Source organism: Erwinia sp. Leaf53 (genome assembly GCF_001422605.1).
GTDB lineage: Bacteria > Pseudomonadota > Gammaproteobacteria > Enterobacterales > Enterobacteriaceae > Erwinia.
Window position 1 is genome coordinate 182,401 of record NZ_LMLK01000001.1, and the last position, 24,276, is coordinate 206,676.

Sequence of the window (24,276 nt, forward strand, 5' to 3'; positions counted from 1 at the left end):
GAAAAACCGCTATACTTGAAATGATTATTTACTATAGTGAACAATACTGATGAAAGAGCTAAAAACCGACGCGCTGTGGAATCACCTGCACTGGCTGACGGTGTTGGCCGAGCAGGGCAGTTTTACCGCCGCCGCCGACCGTCTGGAGGTGAGCAAAGCCGCGATGTCGCAGAAGATCAAAGAGCTGGAGCAGCTGGCCGGCGTGCCGCTGGTCACGCGTACCACCCGCAGCGTGCGGCTGACCAGCGCCGGCGAAAAGCTGGTGGAGGATCTGCGTGAACCCTTTGCCCGCATTGAACAGAGCTTCTTCAGCGTGCGTGACTCGGCCGGTCCGCTGCGTGGCCTGGTGCGGGTCACCGCGCCGGTCGCCTTTGCCCGCCAGCAGCTGGTGCCGCACATCACTGCGTTTCTGCGCCAGCATCCGCAGGTGCGTGTGCAGCTGGAGGTGTCAGACCGGATTATCTCGCTGGCCAGCGAAGGCTTCGATCTGGCCATCCGCCACAGCAACACGCTGCCGGAAACCCACGTGGCGCTGCCGCTGTGCCGCACCCAGGCGCTGGTGGTGGCGTCCCCCGGCTATCTGGCCCACGCCGGCACGCCGGCGACCCCGGCATCGCTCGCCGACCACCAGTGTCTCTACTATCCGCGCGGCGTGGAGACCCCGCGCTGGAGTTTTGCCCCGCTGGCCGGGGGCGAGCGGCAGTCGGTTAACGTCAGCGGGCCGTTTGCCACCAACAACAGCGAGTCGATCCGCGATGCCGCGCTGGCCGGGCTGGGCATCGCCCTGCTGCCGGACTTCAGCGCCCGCGCCGCGCTGCAGGAGGGCACGCTGGTGCAGCTGTTGCCGCAGTGGCACACCGTCGGTGCCTTCGCCGATATGCTCTATGTAGTGCGCCCGTGGTCCGCGCAGGTGCCGCGGGCGGTCAGCGGATTTATCCACTGGCTGCGCGAGGCGTTTGCCGATCGCCTGCCTGCCGGCCACGCGGGAGATCGGCCTGCTTCCGATCGTCACCCCCCGTCGACCGCCTGACCGCCTCACTCCGGCGACCACCGTACCCACTGACCGCTGCACTCCGGCGACCACCGTACCTACTGACCGCTGTACTCCGGTGACTACCGTAACCGTTGACTGCTGCACTCCGGTGACCACCGTACCTACTGACCGCTGCACTCCGGCGCCCTTAGTACTCGCTGACCGCCGCACGTGGCCGGCGGGTCTGTCCTGCTTTCGTGACGCGGCACGCAAAGCCACCTGATACCGGTAAAGTTTCTCCTCTTTCTGCCGACAACTGTGCTTAAACCCTGCCAGTAAACTTATTTATAACAAGGCCGTTATATGCACACCCCGAAGCCTGTTACACAACAGGAACATCCGCTCGACGACGATATCACGCTGATGACCACCACCGATGCCAGCAGCTACATCACCTACGCCAACAACGCGTTTATCGAGGTGAGCGGCTATGAACGCGACGAGATCGACGGTCAGCCGCACAATCTGGTGCGCCACCCGGATATGCCAAAAGCCGCTTTTGCCGATATGTGGGCCACCCTGAACCAGGGGCTGCCGTGGACCGGGCTGGTAAAAAACCGGCGTAAAAACGGTGACCACTACTGGGTGCGGGCCAACGTAGTGCCGGTGATCCGCAACGGTGAGATTCAGGGGCATATGTCGGTGCGCACCAAGCCGCGGGCGGAGGAGGTGCGGGCGGCTGAGCAGCTGTATCAGAAGATCAATCAGGGGAAAATGCAGGGCTGGCGGCTGCATAAGGGGCTGCTGCTGCGCAGCGGCTGGCTCAGCGGTCTGAGCATCCTGAAAACCCTGCCGTTGCGCTGGCGCATCCGCAGCGCGCTGCTGGCGCTGTGGCTGCCGCTGATCGCAGCTGCCGCCGCATCTGGTGCATCCGGCCTGGCGCTGGCCGGCTTCAGCGGCGTTTCGGCGCTGCTGCTGCTGCTGGGCAGCCTGTGGCTGGAGAGCCAGATCTCGCGCCCGCTGGAGTCGGTGTGCCGCCAGGCGCTGGACGTGGCGTCCGGTGCCCGGCCGCAGGTGGGTCATCTGAACCGGGTGGATGAGATCGGCATGACCCTGCGCGCCGTCGGCCAGCTGGGGCTGATGTTCAGCTGGCTGATCAACGACGTGCGCGATCAGGTGGTCGACGTGCACCAGGCGAGTGACGCGCTGGCGCGCGGCAATGACCAGATCAGCAGCCACACCGAGCAGACGGCGGCCAGCGTGCAGCAGACCGCCAGCACCATGAACCAGATGACCAGCACCGTGCAGCGCAACGGCGAGAGCACCGAGCAGGCCAACCAGTTCTCGCGTACCGCCAGCAGTGCGGCGGCGAAGGGCGGCGAGGTGATGCAGGACGTGGTGGTGACCATGGACGAGATCGCCGAGAGCGCGCGGCAGATCGCCACCATCACCGGGCTGATCGACAGCATCGCGTTCCAGACCAATATCCTGGCGCTGAACGCGGCGGTGGAAGCCGCGCGGGCGGGCGAGCAGGGCAAGGGCTTTGCGGTGGTGGCCGGCGAGGTGCGTAACCTGGCGCAGCGCAGCGCCGGTGCCGCCAGCGAGATCCGCCAGCTGATTCAGGCCAGTAACCTCAAGGTGCAGTCCGGCGCCGGGCAGGTGCATGAAGCCGGCAAAGCCATCAGCGATATCGTTGAGAAGGTGCAGAACGTCACCGAACTGCTGCAGCAGATCAGCGTGGCTACCGCCGAGCAGAGCAGCGGCCTGAACGAGGTCGGCCAGGCGGTAGCGGCGCTGGATCGTCTGACCCATGATAACAGTGCGCTGGTCACGGAAGGGGCTCGCGCGGCACAGCGTATGAAGTACCAGGCGCAGCGGCTGGTGGAGGCGGTCAGCGTCTTCCGCTAACCCCCGGACGGGCCAGCGATGGCCCGTTTTGCCGTTGTTGCAACACGATATTTGACTAAGCTCACAAATAAAATTTTTATTTCTTTTTGGTGTTTTGTGAAATAATAAATTCAACTATCCTGCAGGGCATTGACCGTTAACCTTGCCGGAGACGATTTATGTCCGCCATTCCCAGCCTTGAAACCCTGCTTGAGCAGGAAGCCCACGTGCGCGTCAGCCAGTTCAGTTTTGATACCGCCTGGCAGATCGGCAGCCTGCTGCGCGAACGTGCCGCCCGCGAAAACCTGCCGGTAGCGATTGAAGTTTATGCCTTTGGTCAGGTGCTGTTCAGCACCTCCCTGAGCGGCTCCAGCGCAGAAAACCTCGAATGGATTGCCCGTAAGCGCAACACCGTGCTGCGCAACGCCCACGCCTCGCTGTATACCGGCGAGCTGAACAAGGCCAACGGCGTGGCGATGGAGCAGATGAGCTATATGGATCCGCAGCGCTACACCGACTCCGGCGGCAGCTTCCCGCTGCTGCTGGCCGGCGGTGGCGTTATTGGCGCGGTTACCGTCAGCGGCCTGCCTTCCCATGAGGACCATGCGCTGGCGGTGTGGGCGATCCGGCAGGTCATGTAACGTCACGCCTCCTGGCCCCTCTGCACCCTCTGCACCCTCTGCCGACTGCGCCTGGCGCGTATTCGGCAGCTTCTGCCGCCGATCGCTCTGAAAAAAGCAGCACCGGTTATCCGCATCGGCGATGATAAAGGGCAGGAGACGGGCGGCTGGGTGCCACCTCGCCGTTGCACCGCCCGGTTTTGTGCCCTGAATAACGGTTAAGGAGAGTTATGAATAGCTATCAGGTAGCGGTGATCCCCGGCGACGGCATTGGCGTTGACGTCACCCGGGCCGCATGGCAGGTGCTGGAACACAGCGCGGCAAAATTTGATTTTTCCCTCGGCGGTGAGTGGTTCCCGTGGTCCTGTGAGTACTATCTTGAGCACGGTGAAATGATGCCGCAGGACGGCATCGCCACGCTGAAGCGCTTTGATGCGGTGCTGCTGGGCGCGGTGGGCTGGCCGGATAAAGTGCCGGATAACGTCTCGCTGCACGGGCTGCTGCTGCCGATCCGCAAGCAGTTCGACCTGTTTGCCAACGTGCGCCCGCACCGGCTGCTGGCCGGGGTGGAAGGGCCGCTGCGCAAGGGCGACTTTGATATCCTGTGCATTCGTGAAAATACCGAAGGCGAGTACAGCGGCGCCGGTGGCCGTATCCATCAGGGCACGCCGGATGAAGTAGCGGTGGAAACCTCGATCTTTACCCGCCGCGGCGTCGAGCGCATTCTGCGTTACGGCTTCGAGATGGCGCGTCAGCGCAGCGGGCGGCTGGCCTCGGTCACCAAGTCCAACGCGCAGAAATACACCATGGTGATGTGGGATGAGGTCACCGAAGAGATCGCCCGGGAATACCCGGACGTGACGGTGAACCGCTATCACATTGACGCCATCGCCGCGCGGATGGTGATGAACCCGGAGACGCTGGACGTGATCGTCGCTTCGAACCTGTTTGGCGATATCCTCACCGACCTTGGTGCGGCGATCCAGGGCGGTCTGGGCTACGCGGCCTCCGCCAACCTCAACCCGCAGCCGGGCGTGCCGTCGATGTTTGAGCCGGTACACGGTTCGGCACCGGATATCGCCGGGCAGGGGATTGCAAACCCGATCGCCGCCATCTGGTCAGCGGCGCTGATGCTGGAGCACCTCGGCGAGCGTGACGCGGCGGCGGCGATCCTCAGGGCGGTGGAAACGGTAACGGCGCAGGCGGGCAACGGCGGTGGGCTGAAAACGGAACAGATTACGGCGGCGGTGATCGCGGCAATTTGATGGCAGATGATCACTGTTAAAGTCTGAATGTCAGGCCGTTAACGGGCAGGTACCGGCTGCGCATATCGGTTAGATGACTGTGTTAAAACGGCCTGTTACGCCTTTCAGGAATTACAGCGCTGTTGCATAAATTTCAGACGAGGCGCTGATTTAGCGCAACTGAAGTCGTTGATTTAAAAGTAAAGGAGTAGACTGCGTGGCGGGTGCTCAGGATCTTATGTCCTGAGCCATTCTGGTAAGGGACGTAAAGAGAAAAAGCCCCACATGATGTTCATCACGTGAGGCTGCTCCTTACATCTCGACAATGTGAGGGTAGCCTTTTGCCAGCTGTAAAGCAATGGAGAAAGGAGGCCAAAGATGGCAAAGAAACTGCTAGCCCTGTGCATTATTGTGGTCTGTGTGACCGAGGTTTTGCTGGCTCTGGTAACCCGTGGTTCACTCTGTGAGCTGCGGTATAAACAGGGAGGGATAGAGTTGCAAGCCAGCTTAGCCTGTCACCCGTAGGGTAAAGCCAGCTGACGGCGGGCCCTGTGCCCGCCCGTCAGGCTCATTGTTGGGTGGAGATCGATGAGCACCCTTTTTCATGCTATCAGCCAAAAAAATGGCCCCGGTTAAGGGGCCATTTTTATGCAGCAGGTGGAAAAGCTAACCTGTGGTTAGTCGTCCAGGAAGCTGCGCAGCACTTCGGAGCGGCTTGGGTGACGCAGCTTGCGCAGCGCCTTGGCTTCGATCTGACGGATACGCTCACGCGTTACGTCAAACTGCTTGCCCACCTCTTCCAGCGTGTGGTCGGTATTCATATCGATACCGAAACGCATGCGCAGCACCTTCGCTTCACGGGCGGTCAGGCCGGCCAGCACGTCATGGGTGGCAGAACGCAGGCTCTCTGAAGTGGCAGAGTCCAGCGGCAGCTCCAGCGTGGTGTCTTCGATGAAGTCGCCCAGATGCGAATCTTCATCATCACCAATCGGCGTCTCCATGGAGATCGGCTCTTTAGCGATTTTCAGCACCTTACGGATCTTATCTTCCGGCATCAGCATACGTTCGGCCAGCTCTTCCGGCGTCGGTTCACGGCCCATCTCCTGCAGCATCTGGCGCGAAATACGGTTGAGCTTGTTAATCGTCTCAATCATATGCACCGGAATACGGATGGTACGCGCCTGATCGGCGATAGAACGGGTAATCGCCTGACGGATCCACCAGGTGGCGTAGGTCGAGAACTTGTAGCCGCGGCGGTATTCAAACTTATCCACCGCTTTCATCAGGCCGATGTTACCTTCCTGAATCAGGTCAAGGAACTGCAGGCCACGGTTGGTGTACTTCTTGGCAATCGAGATAACCAGACGCAGGTTGGCCTCAACCATCTCTTTCTTCGCACGGCGCGCTTTCGCTTCACCGATCGACATGCGACGGTTGATGTCTTTTACCTGTTCGATGGTCAGGCCGGTTTCTGCTTCGATCTGCTGCAGTTTCTGCAGGCCACGATGCACGTCGTCAGACACTTCGTTCAGCTTTTCAGACCACGGCTTGTTCATCGCCAGCGCGGCTTTGAACCAGGTTTCATTGGTTTCGTTGCCGGTGAACAGGGTAATAAAGTTCTTTTTCGGCATCTTGCACAGCTCAACACACAGACGCATGATCAGACGTTCCTGAGTACGAACGCGGTCCATCATGGTACGCATGTTGTTCACCAGGTAGTCGAACTGCTTCGGCACCAGGCGGAACTGTTTAAAGACGTCGGAAAGCGCCTGAATCTCGGCGGCGGCGTCTGCGTGGCTGCGGCCTTTGGCTTTGATTACCGTACGGGCTTTTTCGTACTGGACGCGCAGGTCGTTAAATTTCTCGCGCGCCAGTTCAGGATCGATGCTGTTATCGTCTTCGCTGCTGTCGTCGTCGGACTCTTCATCTTCCTCTTCGTCGTCGTTACGTTCTTCTTCAGACAATTCGGAGCCGACGTGGGTCGCGGTCGGAGCGATATCTTCCTGTGCATTCGGATCGACAAAGCCGGTGATCATGTCAGACAGGCGGGCTTCACCTGCTTCAACACGATCGTACTGCTCCAGCAGGTAGGTGATCGCTTCCGGGTACTCTGCAACAGAGCACTGGACCTGGTTAATACCGTCTTCAATACGCTTGGCAATATCGATCTCGCCTTCGCGGGTCAACAGCTCAACGGTACCCATTTCACGCATGTACATGCGCACCGGGTCGGTGGTGCGGCCAATTTCAGATTCAACGCTGGACAATACCTGTGCAGCCGCTTCTGCCGCATCTTCATCGGTATCGTTACTGCTTTCATTCAGCATCAGATCATCGGCATCAGGCGCTTCTTCCACCACCTGAATACCCATGTCGTTAATCATCTGGATGATGTCTTCGATCTGATCGGAGTCGACGATATCTTCCGGCAGATGGTCATTGACCTCGGCATAGGTCAGATAGCCTTGCTCCTTACCACGGGTGACAAGAAGTTTCAGCTGTGACTGCGGGTTTTGCTCCATAAGACGGTATCCACACTTCTGTTAAATTAGATTGGTGTTGGTCGGCTATGAGGCCAACAATAACAGTGAGGGCGTTTGGATTATTGCCGCTGCCCGTCGTGGCGGCTGTCAGGGTCAACCTGACGGATATTCGGCACTCAAGCCGCTTGATGTTCTGTCCGAAGCTATCTCACTTGCCATTTTGCCCCCCGGCTGTGCTCGCACTCCTCACGTACTGATGTACGCTCCGGGTGCTGCGCGCAGGCGGTGGGCAAACTGGCTGCGCCGATAACGCTTCTTGATTCTGATTTGGAGCAGTGAGTGGGCGACCACTCACTGCAAAAATTATTGTTTCTTCAGCGCCTGGCTCAGTGCCCAAAACTCGCGGCGTTCTTCAGCGCTCAGTACATGGGTACGGTCACGGGCAATCAGCTCTTCCAGCCGTTGCTCCAGTGCGGCATCGTACATACTGGCCAGCGAGTCCTGGAACATGGTTTCCACTTCGTCATCCACGATCATGTGGTTCCATGTGGCCAGGGTTTCAAGGCTTTGACTAAATTTTGTGCCGCGATACAGCTCCAGCAGCTGCCCGGTACTCATACCGGGGTGGGCAACACAGGTGTTGACCAGTTCAACAAACAGAGAAAAACCGGCCACGTCTGACTGCTGCAGGCCTTCAAGCGACGGAACCTGAGCGGCCAGCTGCGGATTTTGTATCAGCAGCCCAATAAGTATACGCATGGTTGTGCGTTTTAGCTGGGGCTGCGGTGGCTGTTTCGCATTTTCAGCCTGTTTCGGCAGCAGCTTTTCCAGCTGGCTGTCGTCCAGAATCCCCAGCTTGTTGCCCAGCTCCTGGCGCAGATAGATGCGCAGCGTTTCGCCGGGTACCTGGCTAATCAGCGGCAGGGCCAGGGTGCTCAACAGCGCCCGCCCGTCCGGTGAACGTAAATCAACCTGCGGCATCAGCGTGTCAAACAGAAACGCGGAGAGCGGCGTGGCCTGCTCCATACGCGCTTCAAACGCCTCTTTGCCCTCTTTACGCACCAGCGTATCCGGATCTTCGCCGTCCGGCAGAAACATAAAGCGCAGCTGACGGCCGTCATTCATATAAGGTAGCGCAGTTTCCAGCGCCCGCCAGGCGGCTTCGCGGCCGGCCCGGTCACCGTCATAGCAGCAGATCACCGTGTCCGTCGTACGGAACAGTAACTGAATATGTTCCGCCGTGGTCGAGGTGCCGAGCGAGGCTACGGCGTAATCGACGCCAAACTGGGCCAGCGCCACCACGTCCATATAGCCTTCCACCACCAGCAGCCTGGCCGGCTGTGGATGGTTTTTCTGCGCTTCATACAGGCCGTACAGCTGGCGACCTTTATGGAATATATCGGTTTCCGGCGAGTTGAGGTATTTCGGCACCCCGTCGCCCAGCACCCGGCCGCCAAAGCCAATCACCCGCCCACGTTTATCGTGGATCGGGAACATCACCCGCTCGCGGAAGCGATCGTAGGTACGGCCTTTATCGTTGGTTACCAGCATGCCGGCGTCCGTCAGTGACTGACGATCGTCGGGATTACGGCCAAAACGTTTCAGGGCGTTATCCCAGCCTGCCGGAGCGAAACCGATGGAGAAGTGCTGAATGACCTCATCGCTCAGGCCGCGCTGCGCCAGATACTGACGTGCGCCTGCCGATGGGCTCTGGGCCAGCGACTGCTGATAAAAATCCCGCAGGCCGGTCATTAACTGGTAAAGACTTTGACGCTGGTGACGCTCTAACTGGCTGGGGCCACTACCGCTTTCATAGGGCACTTCCAGACCGTACAGCGTCGCCAGTTCTTCAATACTTTCGACAAATTCCAGACGATCGTAGTTCATCAGGAAGTCGACGGCGTTGCCGTGGGCACCACAGCCAAAGCAGTGGTAGAACTGCTTTTCACCGTTGACGGTGAAGGAGGGGGTTTTCTCGTTATGAAAAGGACAGCATGCGTGATAGTTCTTACCCTGCTTTTTTAGCTTAACCCGGGCATCGATCAGATCCACGATATCCGTGCGTGCGAGTAAGTCATTGATAAATACACGCGGAATGCGTCCAGCCATAAATCCCCTTCAACTGCCATAAACGGCAACAAGCCGCGCATTCCTTTCGGAAGCACGGCCTGATAACTACTAACTTGTCTGTGAAACGTGAGGGTGACCCCTCAGGATATTAGTACAGACGAGTGCGGCGTGCGTTTTCGCGAGCCAGTTTCTTCGCGTGGCGTTTAACGGCTGACGCTTTAGCGCGCTTGCGTTCGGTAGTAGGTTTTTCATAAAACTCACGACGACGAACTTCAGCCAGAACGCCTGCTTTCTCACAAGAACGCTTGAAGCGACGCAGTGCTACGTCGAATGGCTCGTTTTCACGTACTTTAATTACCGGCATGTAACTCTCACCTCGATAAAATCGGTTTTTGCCGCTGGCGTCGATGCCAGCTCATTTCAAAATGGTGCGGAATTTTACTCCAACACAGGCTTCGTTGTAAAGCACCATAGCATATCTTCACCAACAGATGCGCCTGTGCGGCTGCCGGCTTTTTTCAGGGCGCTGATTATACATCAATCAGCCCGCCACGCCTAAAAAAAATCGCCTTGTTGTACAGTAAGTAAGCGCTGCGTGCATATAATTGCCGCCAGCAAAAGCGCGGTCATGCTACACTGCGCGCCGCTTGAATGAGGTGAAAAAACATGCGTGTTCTCGGAATTGAAACATCCTGCGATGAAACCGGCATCGCCATTTATGACGATACGGCCGGCCTGCTGGCCAATCAACTTTACAGCCAGGTGAAGCTTCATGCCGACTACGGTGGCGTGGTGCCGGAGCTGGCGTCGCGCGATCACGTGCGCAAAACGGTGCCGCTGATTCAGGCGGCGCTGAAAGAGGCCGGGCTGCAGGCGCAGGATATCGATGCCGTGGCCTACACCGCCGGGCCGGGTCTGGTCGGCGCGCTGCTGGTCGGCGCCACCATTGGCCGCTCGCTGGCGTTTGCCTGGAACGTGCCGGCGATCGCCGTGCACCATATGGAAGGTCACCTGCTGGCACCGATGCTGGAAGAAAACCCGCCAGAATTTCCGTTTGTCGCGCTGCTGGTTTCCGGCGGCCATACCCAGCTGATTAGCGTCACCGGCATCGGCGAATATACGCTGCTTGGCGAGTCAATTGACGATGCGGCGGGTGAAGCCTTTGATAAAACGGCCAAACTACTCGGGCTGGACTATCCGGGCGGGCCGATGCTGGCGAAAATGGCGCAGCAGGGCGTGGAAAAACGCTTTGTCTTCCCGAGGCCAATGACCGATCGTCCGGGGCTGGACTTCAGCTTCTCCGGTCTGAAGACGTTTGCCGCCAACACCATCCGCGACAACCCGGACGATGCGCAGACCCGCGCCGATATCGCCCGCGCCTTTGAAGACGCGGTGGTCGATACCCTGGCGATTAAGTGCCGTCGTGCGCTGGATCAGAGTGGCTTTACGCGGCTGGTGATTGCCGGTGGCGTCAGCGCCAACCGCACGCTGCGTAGCAAACTGGCTGAGATGATGCAAAAACGCGGGGGAGAGGTGTTCTATGCCCGGCCGGAGTTTTGTACCGACAACGGCGCGATGATCGCCTATGCCGGGATGGTGCGCATGAAAGGCGGCACCCATGCCGGGTTAAGCGTCACCGTGCGTCCGCGCTGGCCGCTGGCGGAGCTACCCGCCATCTGAGTCCGCACGTCGGTTCGGGAGCGGGCATCGTCAGTGGAATCGCGCTCGCCGGTATGCTTCAGGTGCGGCGGTCTGCCCGCGCCTGACCCCGTCAGCGTCAGCGGCGACGATCCGCTTCCGCTCCCGTTGCCGTGGGTTTGCTGCTGACGTGCCGTAGCCACCCGCTCTGAAAACCACGGGTTTACGGCTGCTTTTTCTTCTTCTTCCAGATTTTGCCTTCCTGCCCGCGCCACAGCCGCTGAATATTGTCATGGTGGCGCAGCAGGATCAGGCAGGAGAGCATCGCCACCGGGAAGGTGAACTGCGGTTTGAACCACCAGACGTAAAACGGCGCGATCAGCGCGCTGATAATCGCCCCCAGCGATGAGTAGCCGCTGAGCAGCACGGTCAGCAGCCAGGTGCCGGTCATCAGCCCGGTCAGGTCCCAGCCGATCGGCGCAATCGCGCCAAACGCGGTGGCCACGCCCTTACCGCCCTTAAAGTGGAAAAACACCGGATAGATATGACCGAGGCAGGCGGCGATTGCCGTCAGGCCCAGATAAAGCGGCGGCAGCCCAAAGTGATACGCCAGCCACACCGGCAGCATCCCTTTCAGAACGTCAAACACCAGCACCGCGGCCGCCGCGCCTTTGCCGCCGATGCGCAGCACGTTGGTGGCACCCGGGTTGCCGGAACCGTTATGGCGGGGGTCCGGTAATCCGAACAGCCGGCACACCAGAATCGCACTGGAGACCGAGCCACACAGATACGCGAAAAGGATCATGCCAAGCGCGAATACACTCATAACAGCGTTCCGTCCTGTTGGGGTCGTTTTGTTGTCAGCATCCGTGGATAATACGCATAAAGCGCCGGTGATGGTATCGGCAACCACAAAAACAGAGAGCCGTTTCATGGATATTGTATTTATCGAGCAACTGTCGGTGATCACCACCATTGGCGTTTACGACTGGGAGCAGACTATTTCCCAAAAGCTGGTGTTCGATGTCGAAATGGCATGGGATAACCGTAAAGCCGCCGCCAGCGATAACGTCGCTGACTGCCTGAGCTACGCGGACGTTTCTGAGGCGATCCTGCGCCACGTGGCGAACGGCAGGTTCGCGCTGGTGGAGCGGGTGGCGGAAGAGGTGGCCAGCCTGCTGTTAAGCGAATTCGCCTCGCCGTGGGTGCGGATTAAGGTCAGTAAGCCGGGTGCGGTGGCCGAAGCGCGTACCGTCGGCGTGATCATCGAACGCGGGACAAATCCGAAATAAATTCAGGATGATTGCCATCACAATGAAACCAAATCACATTAAGCTCTGTCTTAAACCGGGTCTCATTGTATGAGCACAATTGGGCGGGCGCGATATGCGGCCGCCTTTTTAATGATTTGTATGCTTAGGGGTAGATTTTAATGGCAGATATTCACCAGCTGTGGGTGGCACTGATACTCGGCGTGGTTGAGGGATTAACGGAGTTTCTTCCGGTTTCGTCCACCGGACATATGATCATCGTCGGTCATTTACTGGGCTTTGAAGGCGATAAGGCCGAAACGTTTGAGGTAGTGATCCAGCTGGGATCGATTCTGGCGGTGGTGGTGATGTTCTGGCGCCGCCTGTTTGGGCTGATCGGCATCCACTTTGGCGGTAAGCCGGTCGCGCATGAGGGAACCGGCACCGGTCATCTGACGCTTATCCATATTTTGCTGGGCATGGTGCCGGCGGTGGTGATTGGTCTGCTGCTGCACGACCATATCAAAGCGCTGTTTAACCCGGTCAACGTGATGTATGCGCTGGTGGTCGGCGGCGTGCTGCTGATTGCCGCCGAGCTGCTGAAGCCGAAACAGCCGAAAGCGGTGGGCGTGGACGATATTACCTACCGTCAGGCCTTTATGATCGGCTGCTTCCAGTGTCTGGCGCTGTGGCCGGGCTTTTCGCGTTCGGGTGCCACTATTTCCGGCGGGATGCTGATGGGCGTCAGCCGTTATGCCGCTTCGGAGTTTTCGTTCCTGCTGGCGGTGCCAATGATGATGGGGGCTACCGCGCTGGATCTCTATAAGAGCATGGGCTTCCTCAGCATGGCCGATCTGCCGATGTTTGCCGTAGGCTTTGTCACCGCGTTTATCGTCGCGCTGATTGCGATTAAGAGCTTCCTGCACATTATCAAACGGATTTCGTTTATCCCGTTCGCGATCTATCGCTTTGTTATCGCAGCGGCCGTTTACGCGGTGTTTGTGCTGTAAGTCTGTGGGGCTCGTTATGCACGGTTGTCTGGCAGCGCTGTGATCGGCTCAGGGAGCCTGTACACTCCGCAAAGACGCAAAAAGCATCATCCCTGATAGCTCAGCGCGGGCCATCCGTGGCCCGCGATGCTTTGCTCCGTGTACAGGCTCCCTTCGCTTTACGCTCTGAGTTGTCTGAACGAAGAACGTCTCTGAGTTGCTTGCACGAAGAACGTCCCTGCCCATGATGCTTTATTGCTGTGTCTGCCAGTGGGCCAGTGCGGCAATCCGCCGCCGGGTCAGTTCTTCGCGGACTTCAGCACCTTTAAAACCATCGGCGACGACTGCGCGCGGTTCAACCTTGAGCACCTGCTGAAAGGCTGCACGCAGATAGTCTCCCTGCGGATACGGGTTCTCCTCAAATCCTCCCCGGCCGCGGGCGTCGGCTTCGCTGGTCAGCGCCACCTGCTCAATACGCTGCGGTTTACGCCAGGCGTCCAGCCGGTCAAACAGCGCCACCAGCGTTTCCGCGCTCTGTCGTTGAATGGTATGCACGATATCGTGAAACTCGGTGACCAGCAGCGCGAGGTCCCGCACCTGATTAGGCACGCGCAGCCGCTGGCAGAGATCGGCAACCAGCGGCACGCCGGCCGGACCGTGGCCGTGATGGCTGGGCCATTTGGCCGGGTCGGTCAGCCCTTTGCCGACATCATGGAACAGGGTGGCAAAGCGGATGTCCAGCTGCGGGCTGAGCCTGGCCGCCATCGCCAGCGTCATCAGGCTGTGGACGCCGGTGTCGATCTCCGGGTGCCACTGCGCTGGGGCGGGCACGCCAAACAGCGCATCCAGCTCGGGGAACAGTACCGCCAGCGCGCCGCAGTCGCGCAGTACTTCAAAATAGATCTGCGGGCTGTCGCTCAGCAGGGCGTTTTCGGTCTCTTTCCATACCCGCTCGGCAGTGAGGTGCGCCAGTTCACCGCTGGCGGTCATCTCGCGCATCAGCGTCAGCGTTTCTGGCGCCACGCTAAAACCCTGGCGGGCGAAGCGCGCGGCAAAGCGGGCCACGCGCAGCACGCGCAGCGGGTCTTCACTGAAGGCGGGGGAGACGTGGCGCAGCAGGCGCTGTTGCAGATCGGCGCGGCCGCCGTAGGGATCGTAATAATGCCCGGCGTCATCCTGCGCGATGGCGTTGATGGTCAGATCGCGGCGCGCCAGATCTTGCTCCAGCGTCACGTCCGGCGCGGCGTAGCATACAAAGCCGGTATAACCGCTGCCGGATTTACGCTCGGTGCGGGCCAGCGCATACTCTTCATGGCTTTTTGGGTGCAGAAATACCGGAAAATCGCGTCCCACCTGTTCATAACCCGCCGCCAGCATCTCTTCAGGTGAGGCACCTACCACCACCCAGTCTTTGTCTTTCAGCGGCAGATTTAACAGGGCATCGCGGACGGCACCACCGACGAGGTAGGTTTTCACAACGGGTCTCCAGCAGGGGAAAGGGGGCCAGAATTGAGGTTCTGGCAGGCGTTTACTCTATCATTTTTAGCGTGCAAAGGCTAAATCGCAGGCACGACAAAAGGGGCATCAACGGATGCCCCCGGGCACGGCCGCTGCGGATCAGTTCATCCAGCGGTTATTTTGCTTCCGGCGTGGCAGCATATGCGGCAACAGCAGGCCGAGCAGCAGGCCAACGCCCGCCACGCCGCCGCCGTACATAAACCACTGCATGATGATGGCGCGCTGCTTGTCATCCAGCTGCACGTTGGCGGCATCGACCTTTTTCTTCGCCACCACCAGCTGGTTTTTCAGCTGCTGATTCTCTTCCTTCAGCGCGTTAATCGCGTCATCGCTGCCGGCCACTTTCTTCTGCATATCGGCGGTACGCTGGTTCCAGCTGCTGTCGATATTATCCAGCTTGGCGGTGAGATCCTTCACCTGCTGCTCCAGCTCTGGCACCCGGGTGCGCAGGCTGGGCTGCTGGCTGAGCTGGGCCAGTGGGATCCAAGTGGTACGCCCCTGGCTGTCGCGGATCTGGCCATATTTGCTGTTTTCATTGGACTGCAGCAGGCTGACTTCTTCACCGGCGTTCAGCGTGCCGATCAGGCGGTAATCGTTACCCGGGCCACTGCGTACCCAGGTAGAAAGTTCGTCGGAAACATAGCGTTTCTCTTCGGCGTGCACGGTAGCTGCCGTGCTGAGGGCCAGCAATGTCAGGCCCATCAGGTGAGTTAATTTCATTCGAACTCTTTAATTGTAGTTAATGCGGAAAAACCCAAAGGCACAGTCTGGAGCGGCCCCGCAGAAAGCTGAATGGGAACTATCCTGGTCTCACCGGGCCTGCGATCTGCCACGCGAAAGCATAATAAACCCGAGACAGCCCGGCGGTTTGTGCATTAATCTGCTCGCTATTCCGTGGCACAACCCCAGGTTACCGTGCCGGTAACGACATAAAATAAGACATTATGACCATCGAAATCGAATTAAAGTTCATTACCCGTAGCGACGCCGCCGGCGTTGCCGAAAAACTCGCCGCCCTGCCGCATCAGCATCATGCCGGACAGACGCTGACCAATATTTATTTTGAAACCGCCGACAACCAGCTGCGGCGCTGGGATATGGGGCTGCGCATCCGTGGGGTCGGCGATCGTTATGAGATGACGCTGAAAACCGCCGGTCAGAGCGTAGGCGGCCTGCACCAGCGCCCCGAGTACAACGTCGACCTCGAAAAACCCGAGCTGGATATCCAGCGCCTGCCTGCGGACGTGTGGCCCGCCGGTACCGATGTCGCCGCCCTGCAGCAGCAGTTACAGGCGCTGTTCAGCACCAACTTCACCCGTGAAAAGTGGGTGGTCACTTACCGTGAAAGCGAGATTGAAGTAGCCTGGGATCGCGGCGACGTGCGCGCGGGCGAACTGAGCGAGCCGCTGGCGGAGATTGAGCTGGAGCTTAAAAGCGGCCAGCGTGACGATCTGCTGGCGCTGGCCGCCGAACTGGCCCGGCTGGACGGTCTGCGCTTGGGCAGCCTGAGCAAGGCGGCGCGCGGCTATGCGCTGGCGCAGGGCAACCCGCCGCGCGCGCTGCACCCGCTGCCGGTGCTGAAGGTGCGGCCGAAGGCCACGGTGGAAGAGGGCATGCGCGCCGCGCTGCTGCTGGCGCTCTCGCAGTGGCAGTACCATGAAGAGCTGTGGCTGCGCGGCACCAACGGCGCGCTGGTTGAGATCAAAAACGCGCTGGAAACGCTGCGCCAGGTGTTCTCCCTGTACGGCGCGCTGGTGCCGCGCAAAGCCAACAGCGAACTGCGCCAGCGGCTGACCGCGCTGGAAGAGGCGCTGCTGGACGACAACCTGGATCCGCAGGCGCTGTGCTTCAGTCCGCTCTGGCTGGAAGCGCAGTTAGCACTTACTCACTGGATTGTCACCGAGCGCTGGCGTGAATTCGCCGATGCGCGGGCCGAGGCCAAACTGCAGGGCTCCTTTAAGCGCTTCAGCGATATCATGCTGGGCCGCATCGGTGCCGATCTGAAAGAGACCTTTGCTCAGGTTAATCAGCTCAATGAGTATCAGGACAAGCTGACCCGCCTGCATCGCCAGCAGCTGGCCGCCCGTCTGCTGGCCGGTGCCTATGAGCCAGCGGTGGTCGGTGAGTGGCTGCAAAACTGGCAGCTGTTGCAAACGGCGATCGTCGAACAGCAGGATATCTGGCTGGACGGTCACCGCCGCCAGGCGCTGAAGCAGCCGCCATTCTGGAAAAACGGCAACGCCTGAGGCCTTGCCGCCGCCTGTTTTGTCATTGTGTATACACATCATCATTCAAGCTGCATCAAGGCGGCAAACGAGTGAATCCCCGGGAGCATAGACAACTATGTGACTGGGGTGAGCGAGAGTAGCCAACGCAGAGGCAGTTTGAAGGATGACGTGTATAGCCGATTATCAGGGAGTGTTTATGGTGCCATCTTTATCTCAGCCGCTGCCTCCGGCACTGGCAGAACAGATTACGCGGCTCGATCCGCTGTTCAGCAGCGCTGGCGCGCAGCAGCAGGCGGTGCTGGCGTTCAGCGATTTCATCAGCGATAACCTGAGCAAACGCCCGGAGTGGTGGCAGCAGCTGCAGCAGCAACCGCCGCAGCCGGACGAGTGGCAGCATTACGCCCGGTGGCTGCAGCAGCAGCTGGCTGCGGTGCAGGACGAGAACGGGCTGATGCGTGAGCTGCGGCTGTTCCGCCGCCATATGCTGACCCGTATTGCCTGGATGCAGGCGCTGGCGACCAGCAGCACGCAGCAGTCGCTGACCCAGCTGAGCGAGCTGGCCGAAACGCTGATCGTGGCCGCCCGCGACTGGCTGTGGCACGCCTGCTGCCGCGAGTTCGGTACGCCGGTTAACCCGGCGGGAGAGCCGCAGCCGCTGCTGATCCTCGGCATGGGCAAGCTGGGCGGCGGCGAGCTGAACTTCTCCTCGGACATTGACCTGATCTTCACCTGGCCGGAAAACGGCACTACCCAGGGCGGCCGCCGCGAGTTGAGTAACGCGCAGTTCTTTACCCGCCTCGGCCAGCGGCTGATTAAGGTGCTGGACCAGCCCACCGTTGACGGCTTCGTCTATCGCGTGGATATGCGCCTGCGGCCGTTTGGCGACAGCGGCCCGCTGGTGCTGAGCTTTGCCGCGCTGGAAGATTATTACCAGGAGCAGGGGCGCGACTGGGAGCGCTACGCGATGGTTAAAGCGCGGCTGATGGGCGGCGACAACGATCGCTGGAGCCTGGAGCTGCAGCAGATGCTGCGGCCGTTTGTGTTCCGCCGCTACATCGACTTCAGCGTGATCCAGTCGCTGCGTAATATGAAGGGGATGATCGCCCGTGAAGTGCGGCGGCGCGGGCTGACCGACAACATCAAGCTCGGCGCGGGGGGCATCCGCGAAACCGAATTTATCGTGCAGGTGTTTCAGCTGATCCGCGGCGGGCGCGAACGTTCGCTGCAGATGCGTGCGCTGCTGCCCACCCTGGCCGCCATCGGCGAGCTGAACCTGCTCAACGGCGAGCAGGTGACCCAGCTGCACGACGCCTATCTGTTCCTGCGCCGGCTGGAAAACCTGCTGCAAAGCATCAACGACGAACAGACCCAGACGCTGCCCGCCGGCGAGCTGGACCGCGCGCGTCTGGCCTGGGCGATGGGTTTTGCCGACTGGGCGGCGCTGCTGCTGCTGCTTGACGGGCATATGGCGGCGGTACGTACCATCTTTGACGACCTGATCGGCGACGACGCGCCGGAACCCGACGAGCAGCGTGACGCGGGCGATTACGGCGTGCTGTGGCAGGACCGGCTGGAAGAGGCGGAGCTGGCACCGCTGGTGCCGCATCTGGCGGGCGACGCGCGCCAGCAGCTGCTTAACGCTATCAACGGCTTCCGCCACGACGTCGACAAGCGCACCATCGGGCCGCGCGGCCGCCAGGCGCTGGATCAACTGATGCCGCGTCTGCTGGCGGAAGTGGTGCCGCGCGATGATGCATCGGTGACCCTGAGCCGCCTGACGCCGCTGCTGCTCGGCGTGGTGACGCGAAGCACCTATCTGGAGCTGCTGACCGAGTTCCCCGGTGCCCTGAAACACCTGATCCGCCTGTGTGCGGCCTCGCCGATGGTCGCCAGCCAGCTGGCGCGCTATCCGCTGCTGCTCGATGAGCTGCTTGACCCGGCCACGCTCTATCAGGCCACCGCCACCGACGCCTATCGCGACGAGCTGCGCCAGTACCTGCTGCGCATCCCGGAAGAGGACGAAGAGCAGCAGCTGGAGGCGTTACGTCAGTTTAAGCAGGCGCAGCATCTGCGTATTGCCGCAGCGGATATCGCCGGCACCCTGCCGGTGATGAAGGTCAGTGACCACCTCACCTGGCTGGCGGAGGCGATGATTGAAGCGGTAGTGCAGCAGGCGTGGCAGATGATGGTGGCGCGTCACGGTGTGCCCTCGCACCTGACCCACGACGGTGAACGCGGCTTTGCGGTGGTCGGCTACGGCAAGCTGGGCGGCTGGGAGCTGGGCTACAGCTCCGACCTCGACCTGGTATTCCTGCACGACTGCCCGACCGACTCGGTGACGCTGGGCGAACGCAGCATCGACAGCCGCCAGTTCTACCTGCGGCTGGCGCAGCGGGTGATGCACCTGTTCAGCACCCGCACCTCCTCCGGCATCCTCTACGAGGTGGACGCCCGCCTGCGGCCGTCCGGCGCGGCCGGCATGCTGGTCAGCACCTTCGACGCCTTTGACGACTATCAGCGCACCGAAGCCTGGACCTGGGAGCATCAGGCGCTGGTGCGGGCGCGCATCGTGTCGGGTGATGCCGCGCTCAGCCAGCGTTTTGCGGCGATCCGCCGTAATATTCTGGCGCTGCCGCGTGAGGCGCAGACGCTGCAAACCGAGGTGCGTGAAATGCGCGAGAAAATGCGCGCGCACCTCGGCAATAAACACAAAGGCCGCTGGGATCTGAAGGCGGATCGCGGTGGTATCACCGACATTGAATTCATCACCCAGTTTATGGTCTTACGCTATGCCGCACAGGATCAAAGCCTGACGCGCTGGTCGGATAACGTGCGCATCCTCGAACTGCTGGCCAACGGCGGATTGATGGAGGAGGAAGAGGCGCGCGAGCTGACCCGCGCCTACGTCACCCTGCGAGATGCCCTGCACCATCTGGCGCTGCAGGCGCTGCCGGGGCACGTCGAAGAGGGCGCGTTCGCCGATGAAAAAGCGCGGGTTAACGCCAGCTGGCAGGCGTGGCTCGGTGAGTAACGCCGCGCCCGGTGCCGCTGGTCAGCCACGGCAACAAATGTGCTATCATCGCGCGCATCATTTTTTGAATTTTACTGCAGTCTGGAGTGTCTGGAATGAAAGTTACACTGCCCGATTTTAAGCGTGCGGCGGTTCTGGTGGTTGGCGATGTGATGCTGGATCGCTACTGGCATGGCCCGACCAGCCGCATTTCTCCTGAAGCACCGGTCCCGGTGGTCAAAGTGGAGCAGATCGAGGAGCGCCCGGGGGGCGCGGCTAACGTGGCGATGAATATCGCCTCGCTGGGGGCGGGATCGCGCCTGGTGGGCCTGACCGGCAATGATGACGCGGCGCGCGTGCTCAACACCACCCTGGGCGGCGTGAACGTAGCCTGTGATTTTGTCACCGTTCCTACCCACCCGACGATCACCAAACTGCGGGTGCTGTCGCGCAGCCAGCAGCTGATCCGCCTGGATTTTGAAGAGGGCTTTGACGGCGTTGACCCGCAGCCGATGCACGATCGTATCGCGCAGGCGCTGCCGCATACCGGCGCGCTGGTGCTCTCTGACTACGCCAAAGGCGCGCTGAGCAGCGTGGAAGCCATTATCAGCCTGGCGCGTGAGGCTGGCGTACCGGTACTGGTGGACCCGAAGGGCACCGACTTCGGCCGCTATCACGGCGCCACCCTGTTGACGCCAAACCTGTCTGAATTTGAGGCGGTGGTCGGTAAGTGCAAAAGCGAGGCCGAGATCGTCGAGCGCGGCACCGCTCTGATGCAACAGCATGCGCTGTCCGCGCTGCTGGTTACCCGTTCTGAAAACGGCATGACCCTGCTGCAGCCGGGCAAAGCGCCGTTCCACCTGCCAACCCAGGCGCAGGAGGTCTTCGACGTTACCGGTGCCGGCGATACGGTGATCGGCGTGCTGGCGGCGGCGCTGGCGGCGGGCAACACGCTGGAAGAGAGCTGTTTCCTCGCCAATGCGGCGGCGGGCGTGGTGGTCGGCAAGCTCGGCACCTCGACCGTTTCCACCGTTGAGCTGGAAAATGCCATCCACGCGCGGCCGGAATCCGGCTTTGGCGTGATGGATGAAGCGCAGCTGAAGGCAGAAGTGGCAAAAGCGCGTCAGCGCGGTGAAAAAGTGGTGATGACCAACGGCGTGTTCGACATCCTGCATGCCGGGCACGTCTCCTACCTCGCCAACGCGCGCAAGCTGGGTGACCGGCTGATCGTGGCGGTCAACAGCGATGCCTCTACCCGCCGGCTGAAGGGCGAAACCCGCCCGGTTAACCCGCAGGAAAACCGCATGATCGTGCTGGGTGCGCTGGAAGCGGTGGACTGGGTGGTGAGCTTTGAAGAGGATACGCCACAGCGGCTGATCGCCGGCGTCCTGCCGGATCTGCTGGTGAAAGGCGGTGACTACAAGCCGGAAGATATCGCGGGCAGCAAAGAGGTGTGGGCCAGCGGCGGCGACGTGCGCGTACTTAACTTCGAAGACGGCATCTCAACCAGCAACATCATCAGGACCATTATCACCCGCAAGGGGGGATAACCGGGCACCGGGCGGCTGTCCTGGGGCAGCCGCAGGAGAACGGCGGGCGCTTCCGGTTAACTGCTGAGCGCCAGCGGCGTTCACGGCAGGTATCAGGTTAACCGCCGTGGACAAACGGCTGTCAGCGCGGACCTGTGGTTTGACCGCCCTGAACAACCGCTTATCCTGGCTGGCCCGCAGCGATGACGGCTTTGGGAGGGAATTGTCCCGCAGAGCCGATCGCGGAGCGTTTACGGCCCGCCTGGCGTCCGGTCAGAGCGGTTTTTTCAGGTCGACAGGCTGCTCCGGCTCGGCCGGTGCTGCGGCAGGGGCGGAAGCGCTGCCGGGTACGGCTGCACTCGTCGCAGTAACGACAGGTGCGGCGGCCGGACGGCTTTCCAGCACGGCAAGCCGCTGTTCCAGCGCCGCCAGCTTCTCACGGGTGCGCAGCAGCACCTGCGTCTGCACGTCAAACTCTTCGCGGTTCACCACATCCAGCCGGGTCAGCTGCGCCTGCAGCGTCTGGCGGATCTTCTTCTCAACGTCATCACCCAGCTCACGAATGCCCTTCGGCATGGATTCGTGAACCTGACGGGCCAGTTGTTCAATTTTTTTCGTGTCAATCATGACGGCTTCCTGGTAGTGACGGGTATCGCTTAAGTGTAATCCCTGATGGCAAAAGGATAAACCGGAAAACGCCGTTAACGGCATCTGCGATCGACCAACGCGGTGATTATGCTGCGCGGCTCACCGCCACCGGCGAGAGAATCGGCCTTTTTCAGGGCCGGTTAGGGTGGCTAAATCCGCACGGTGGATAACAATTTGCGCGTTTTGTTCGTTGCCGCGCCAGTTTAACGGCGTTATAGTATTCAGGCTTATTCTCAGGGCGGGGCGAAATTCCCCACCGGCGGTAAATCAGCGTCAGCTGAAAGCCCGCGAGCGCTTCAGGAGCCATTCTGAAGGTCAGCAGATCCGGTGTAATTCCGGGGCCGACGGTTAGAGTCCGGATGGGAGAGAGTAACGGCATCCGTCGGGCTTGTGCCCGCCTGCGTTATTTTTTTGTCACTTTCTGACACTCCTAAGCACGCCCTGGTTCTGGTAACCCATACATTTATTAAGGTTTATTTACCATGAATCAGTCGCTACTTTCTGAATTTGGCACGCCTGAACAGCGTGTAACCCGTGCTATCGCAGCGCTGCGCGAAGGCCGCGGCGTGATGGTGTTAGACGATGAAGATCGTGAAAATGAAGGCGATATGATCTTCGCCGCCGAAACCATGACCGTCCAGCAGATGGCGCTGACCATCCGCCACGGCAGCGGCATCGTCTGCCTGTGCCTGACCGAACAGCGCCTGGAACAGCTGGATCTGCCGATGATGGTGCAGAACAACACCAGCTCTTACGGCACCGGCTTTACCGTCACCATCGAAGCGGCGCAGGGCGTCACCACCGGCGTTTCCGCCGCCGATCGCCTGACCACCATCCGCACCGCGATTGCCGACGACGCTAAACCCAGCGACCTCAACCGCCCGGGGCACGTGTTCCCACTGCGCGGCCGTGCCGGTGGCGTACTGACCCGCGGCGGCCACACCGAAGCCACCATCGACCTGGTGACGCTGGCGGGCTTCAAACCGGCGGGCGTACTCTGTGAGCTGACCAACGATGACGGCACCATGGCGCACGCGCCGGAAGCGGTGGTGTTCGCGAAGCAACACGACATGCCGGTGGTGACCATCGAAGATCTGGTGGCGTACCGCCGCAGCCACGAGACGCAGCAGGCCAGCTGATCCGCGTAAGGGCCGGCTCCGCTGGCCCTTTTCATATTCAAATTTCCTGACTATCTCCATCAGGCTTATCCGAGTTTTTCCCGGCCTGAAAGGGCGTAATGTGTGCTCATCAGAACAAATTACCCCTGGGAGCAATATCATGAGCCATTCCCGTATGCCTGCGCTTTTCCTTGGCCACGGCAGTCCAATGAACGTGCTGGAAGAAAACCCATATACCGAATGCTGGCGTCATCTGGGCGAAACCCTGCCGCGCCCGAAAGCGATTATCGCCGTTTCCGCCCACTGGTACACGCGCGGCACCGCGGTGACCGCGATGGAGAAACCGCGCACTATCCACGACTTCGGCGGCTTCCCGCAGGCGCTGTTTGATACCCGCTACCCGGCACCGGGATCGCCACAGCTGGCGCAGCAGATCGCCGACGCGCTGTCGCCGGTTATCGTGCATCAGGATCTGGAGTGGGGCTTCGACCACGGATCCTGGGGCGTGCTGATCAAAATGTACCCGAATGCGGATATCCCGGTGGTGCAGCTCAGCGTCGACGCCACCAAACCGGCGGCTTATCACTTTGAACTGGGCCGCAAGCTGGCCGCGCTGCGCGAGCAGGGCATCATGATCGTCGCCAGCGGCAACGTGGTGCATAACCTGCGCATGGTGCGCTGGGGCGGCGGCGAGAACTACCCGTGGGCCGAGTCATTCAACCAGTACGTGCGCGACAACCTGGCCTGGGAAGGCGAAAGCGAACAGCATCCGCTGGTCAACTTTATGCAGCACGAAGGCGCGGCGCTCTCCAACCCGACGCCGGAACACTACCTGCCGCTGCTCTACGTCCTCGGCGCACGCGCCAAAGGCGAAGCCGTCTCGATTCCGGTGGATGGCATCGAGATGGGATCGCTGAGCATGTTGTCGGTGCAGGTAGGCTGACGAACCACCAAAGTGGCTTTCAGTCAGGCAACTCAGAAGTTAAAGCGATGGGAGCCCGTACACGGAGCAAAGCATCACGGGCCAGGGAAGGCCCGTGCTGAGCTGTCATGGATGACGTTTTTTGCGTC

At 60.6% G+C, this 24,276-nt stretch carries 20 protein-coding genes and 1 riboswitch; of the genes, 13 read left to right on the forward strand and 7 right to left on the reverse strand.

Annotated features, from left to right (window positions below; translation table 11 throughout):
- Positions 1 to 49 precede the first annotated feature (49 nt).
- The 5 genes from ASF13_RS00820 to ASF13_RS23080 all read left to right on the forward strand — a co-directional run bounded on the left by ASF13_RS00820 (position 50) and on the right by ASF13_RS23080 (position 5,249).
- Positions 50 to 1,030: a LysR family transcriptional regulator gene (locus ASF13_RS00820; protein ID WP_056231378.1), complete on the forward strand. Its 981-nt coding sequence runs from the start codon at positions 50 to 52 to the stop codon at positions 1,028 to 1,030.
- Between the two features lie 306 nt (positions 1,031 to 1,336).
- A complete protein-coding gene (locus tag ASF13_RS00825; RefSeq protein WP_056231381.1) occupies positions 1,337 to 2,881 on the forward strand; it encodes a PAS domain-containing methyl-accepting chemotaxis protein in 1,545 nt (514 codons plus the stop codon).
- Positions 2,882 to 3,039: 158 nt separating this feature from the next.
- The gene (locus tag ASF13_RS00830; RefSeq protein WP_056231384.1) at positions 3,040 to 3,501 is read left to right on the forward strand and encodes a heme-degrading domain-containing protein; all 462 of its coding nucleotides are present in this window, start codon (positions 3,040 to 3,042) and stop codon (positions 3,499 to 3,501) included.
- A gap of 209 nt (positions 3,502 to 3,710) precedes the next feature.
- Positions 3,711 to 4,745 carry a tartrate dehydrogenase gene (locus ASF13_RS00835; protein WP_056231386.1) on the forward strand — a complete coding sequence of 345 codons (1,035 nt, stop codon included), beginning with the start codon at positions 3,711 to 3,713 and terminating at the stop codon, positions 4,743 to 4,745.
- A 357-nt stretch (positions 4,746 to 5,102) separates the two neighbouring features.
- A complete protein-coding gene (locus ASF13_RS23080) occupies positions 5,103 to 5,249 on the forward strand; it encodes a Hok/Gef family protein (RefSeq protein WP_082502255.1) in 147 nt (48 codons plus the stop codon).
- Between the two features lie 152 nt (positions 5,250 to 5,401).
- On the opposite strand, the gene rpoD is transcribed toward ASF13_RS23080, so the two are convergent.
- The 3 genes from rpoD to rpsU all read right to left on the reverse strand — a co-directional run bounded on the left by rpoD (position 5,402) and on the right by rpsU (position 9,641).
- A complete protein-coding gene (rpoD, locus tag ASF13_RS00840; RefSeq protein ID WP_056231387.1) occupies positions 5,402 to 7,246 on the reverse strand; it encodes an RNA polymerase sigma factor RpoD in 1,845 nt (614 codons plus the stop codon).
- A 324-nt stretch (positions 7,247 to 7,570) separates the two neighbouring features.
- On the reverse strand, positions 7,571 to 9,316 hold the full coding sequence (gene dnaG, locus ASF13_RS00845) for a DNA primase (protein ID WP_056231390.1): 1,746 nt from the start codon (positions 9,314 to 9,316) through the stop codon (positions 7,571 to 7,573).
- 109 nt (positions 9,317 to 9,425) lie between these two features.
- Positions 9,426 to 9,641 carry a 30S ribosomal protein S21 gene (gene rpsU, locus ASF13_RS23085; protein WP_001144069.1) on the reverse strand — a complete coding sequence of 72 codons (216 nt, stop codon included), beginning with the start codon at positions 9,639 to 9,641 and terminating at the stop codon, positions 9,426 to 9,428.
- A gap of 302 nt (positions 9,642 to 9,943) precedes the next feature.
- Here rpsU and tsaD point away from each other — a divergent pair, with 302 nt between their 5' ends.
- Positions 9,944 to 10,957, forward strand: a complete 1,014-nt coding sequence (tsaD, locus tag ASF13_RS00850) for a tRNA (adenosine(37)-N6)-threonylcarbamoyltransferase complex transferase subunit TsaD (RefSeq protein ID WP_056231391.1) — start codon at positions 9,944 to 9,946, stop codon at positions 10,955 to 10,957.
- Positions 10,958 to 11,138: 181 nt separating this feature from the next.
- Here tsaD and plsY read toward each other — a convergent pair whose 3' ends face one another.
- The gene (plsY, locus tag ASF13_RS00855; RefSeq protein WP_056231394.1) at positions 11,139 to 11,741 is read right to left on the reverse strand and encodes a glycerol-3-phosphate 1-O-acyltransferase PlsY; all 603 of its coding nucleotides are present in this window, start codon (positions 11,739 to 11,741) and stop codon (positions 11,139 to 11,141) included.
- Positions 11,742 to 11,847: 106 nt separating this feature from the next.
- Between plsY and folB the strand changes: the two genes are divergently transcribed.
- Both folB and bacA read left to right on the forward strand, forming a co-directional pair.
- Complete coding sequence (gene folB, locus ASF13_RS00860; RefSeq protein WP_056232307.1) at positions 11,848 to 12,207, forward strand: bifunctional dihydroneopterin aldolase/7,8-dihydroneopterin epimerase; 360 nt, start codon at positions 11,848 to 11,850, stop codon at positions 12,205 to 12,207.
- A gap of 140 nt (positions 12,208 to 12,347) precedes the next feature.
- Positions 12,348 to 13,175 carry an undecaprenyl-diphosphate phosphatase gene (gene bacA / locus ASF13_RS00865; RefSeq protein WP_056231397.1) on the forward strand — a complete coding sequence of 276 codons (828 nt, stop codon included), beginning with the start codon at positions 12,348 to 12,350 and terminating at the stop codon, positions 13,173 to 13,175.
- A gap of 231 nt (positions 13,176 to 13,406) precedes the next feature.
- Here bacA and ASF13_RS00870 read toward each other — a convergent pair whose 3' ends face one another.
- Positions 13,407 to 14,630: a multifunctional CCA addition/repair protein gene (locus ASF13_RS00870; RefSeq protein ID WP_056231400.1), complete on the reverse strand. Its 1,224-nt coding sequence runs from the start codon at positions 14,628 to 14,630 to the stop codon at positions 13,407 to 13,409.
- Positions 14,631 to 14,771: 141 nt separating this feature from the next.
- The gene (locus tag ASF13_RS00875) at positions 14,772 to 15,392 is read right to left on the reverse strand and encodes a TIGR04211 family SH3 domain-containing protein (RefSeq protein ID WP_056231402.1); all 621 of its coding nucleotides are present in this window, start codon (positions 15,390 to 15,392) and stop codon (positions 14,772 to 14,774) included.
- Positions 15,393 to 15,616: 224 nt separating this feature from the next.
- On the opposite strand from ASF13_RS00875, the gene ASF13_RS00880 reads away from it, so the two are divergent.
- From ASF13_RS00880 to hldE, 3 genes are all read left to right on the forward strand, one after another.
- The gene (locus ASF13_RS00880) at positions 15,617 to 16,918 is read left to right on the forward strand and encodes an inorganic triphosphatase (RefSeq protein ID WP_056231405.1); all 1,302 of its coding nucleotides are present in this window, start codon (positions 15,617 to 15,619) and stop codon (positions 16,916 to 16,918) included.
- A gap of 178 nt (positions 16,919 to 17,096) precedes the next feature.
- The gene (gene glnE, locus ASF13_RS00885; protein ID WP_056231407.1) at positions 17,097 to 19,931 is read left to right on the forward strand and encodes a bifunctional [glutamate--ammonia ligase]-adenylyl-L-tyrosine phosphorylase/[glutamate--ammonia-ligase] adenylyltransferase; all 2,835 of its coding nucleotides are present in this window, start codon (positions 17,097 to 17,099) and stop codon (positions 19,929 to 19,931) included.
- Between the two features lie 95 nt (positions 19,932 to 20,026).
- The gene (gene hldE / locus ASF13_RS00890; protein WP_056231410.1) at positions 20,027 to 21,460 is read left to right on the forward strand and encodes a bifunctional D-glycero-beta-D-manno-heptose-7-phosphate kinase/D-glycero-beta-D-manno-heptose 1-phosphate adenylyltransferase HldE; all 1,434 of its coding nucleotides are present in this window, start codon (positions 20,027 to 20,029) and stop codon (positions 21,458 to 21,460) included.
- A 252-nt stretch (positions 21,461 to 21,712) separates the two neighbouring features.
- On the opposite strand, the gene ASF13_RS00895 is transcribed toward hldE, so the two are convergent.
- The gene (locus ASF13_RS00895; protein ID WP_056231413.1) at positions 21,713 to 22,066 is read right to left on the reverse strand and encodes an accessory factor UbiK family protein; all 354 of its coding nucleotides are present in this window, start codon (positions 22,064 to 22,066) and stop codon (positions 21,713 to 21,715) included.
- Between the two features lie 246 nt (positions 22,067 to 22,312).
- A riboswitch (FMN riboswitch) is annotated at positions 22,313 to 22,462 on the forward strand.
- A gap of 107 nt (positions 22,463 to 22,569) precedes the next feature.
- On the opposite strand from ASF13_RS00895, the gene ribB reads away from it, so the two are divergent.
- Both ribB and ygiD read left to right on the forward strand, forming a co-directional pair.
- Positions 22,570 to 23,226, forward strand: coding sequence for a 3,4-dihydroxy-2-butanone-4-phosphate synthase (gene ribB, locus ASF13_RS00900; protein WP_056231416.1), 657 nt, complete (start codon positions 22,570 to 22,572; stop codon positions 23,224 to 23,226).
- A gap of 139 nt (positions 23,227 to 23,365) precedes the next feature.
- Complete coding sequence (gene ygiD, locus ASF13_RS00905; RefSeq protein WP_056231420.1) at positions 23,366 to 24,148, forward strand: 4,5-DOPA dioxygenase extradiol; 783 nt, start codon at positions 23,366 to 23,368, stop codon at positions 24,146 to 24,148.
- Positions 24,149 to 24,276 lie beyond the last annotated feature (128 nt).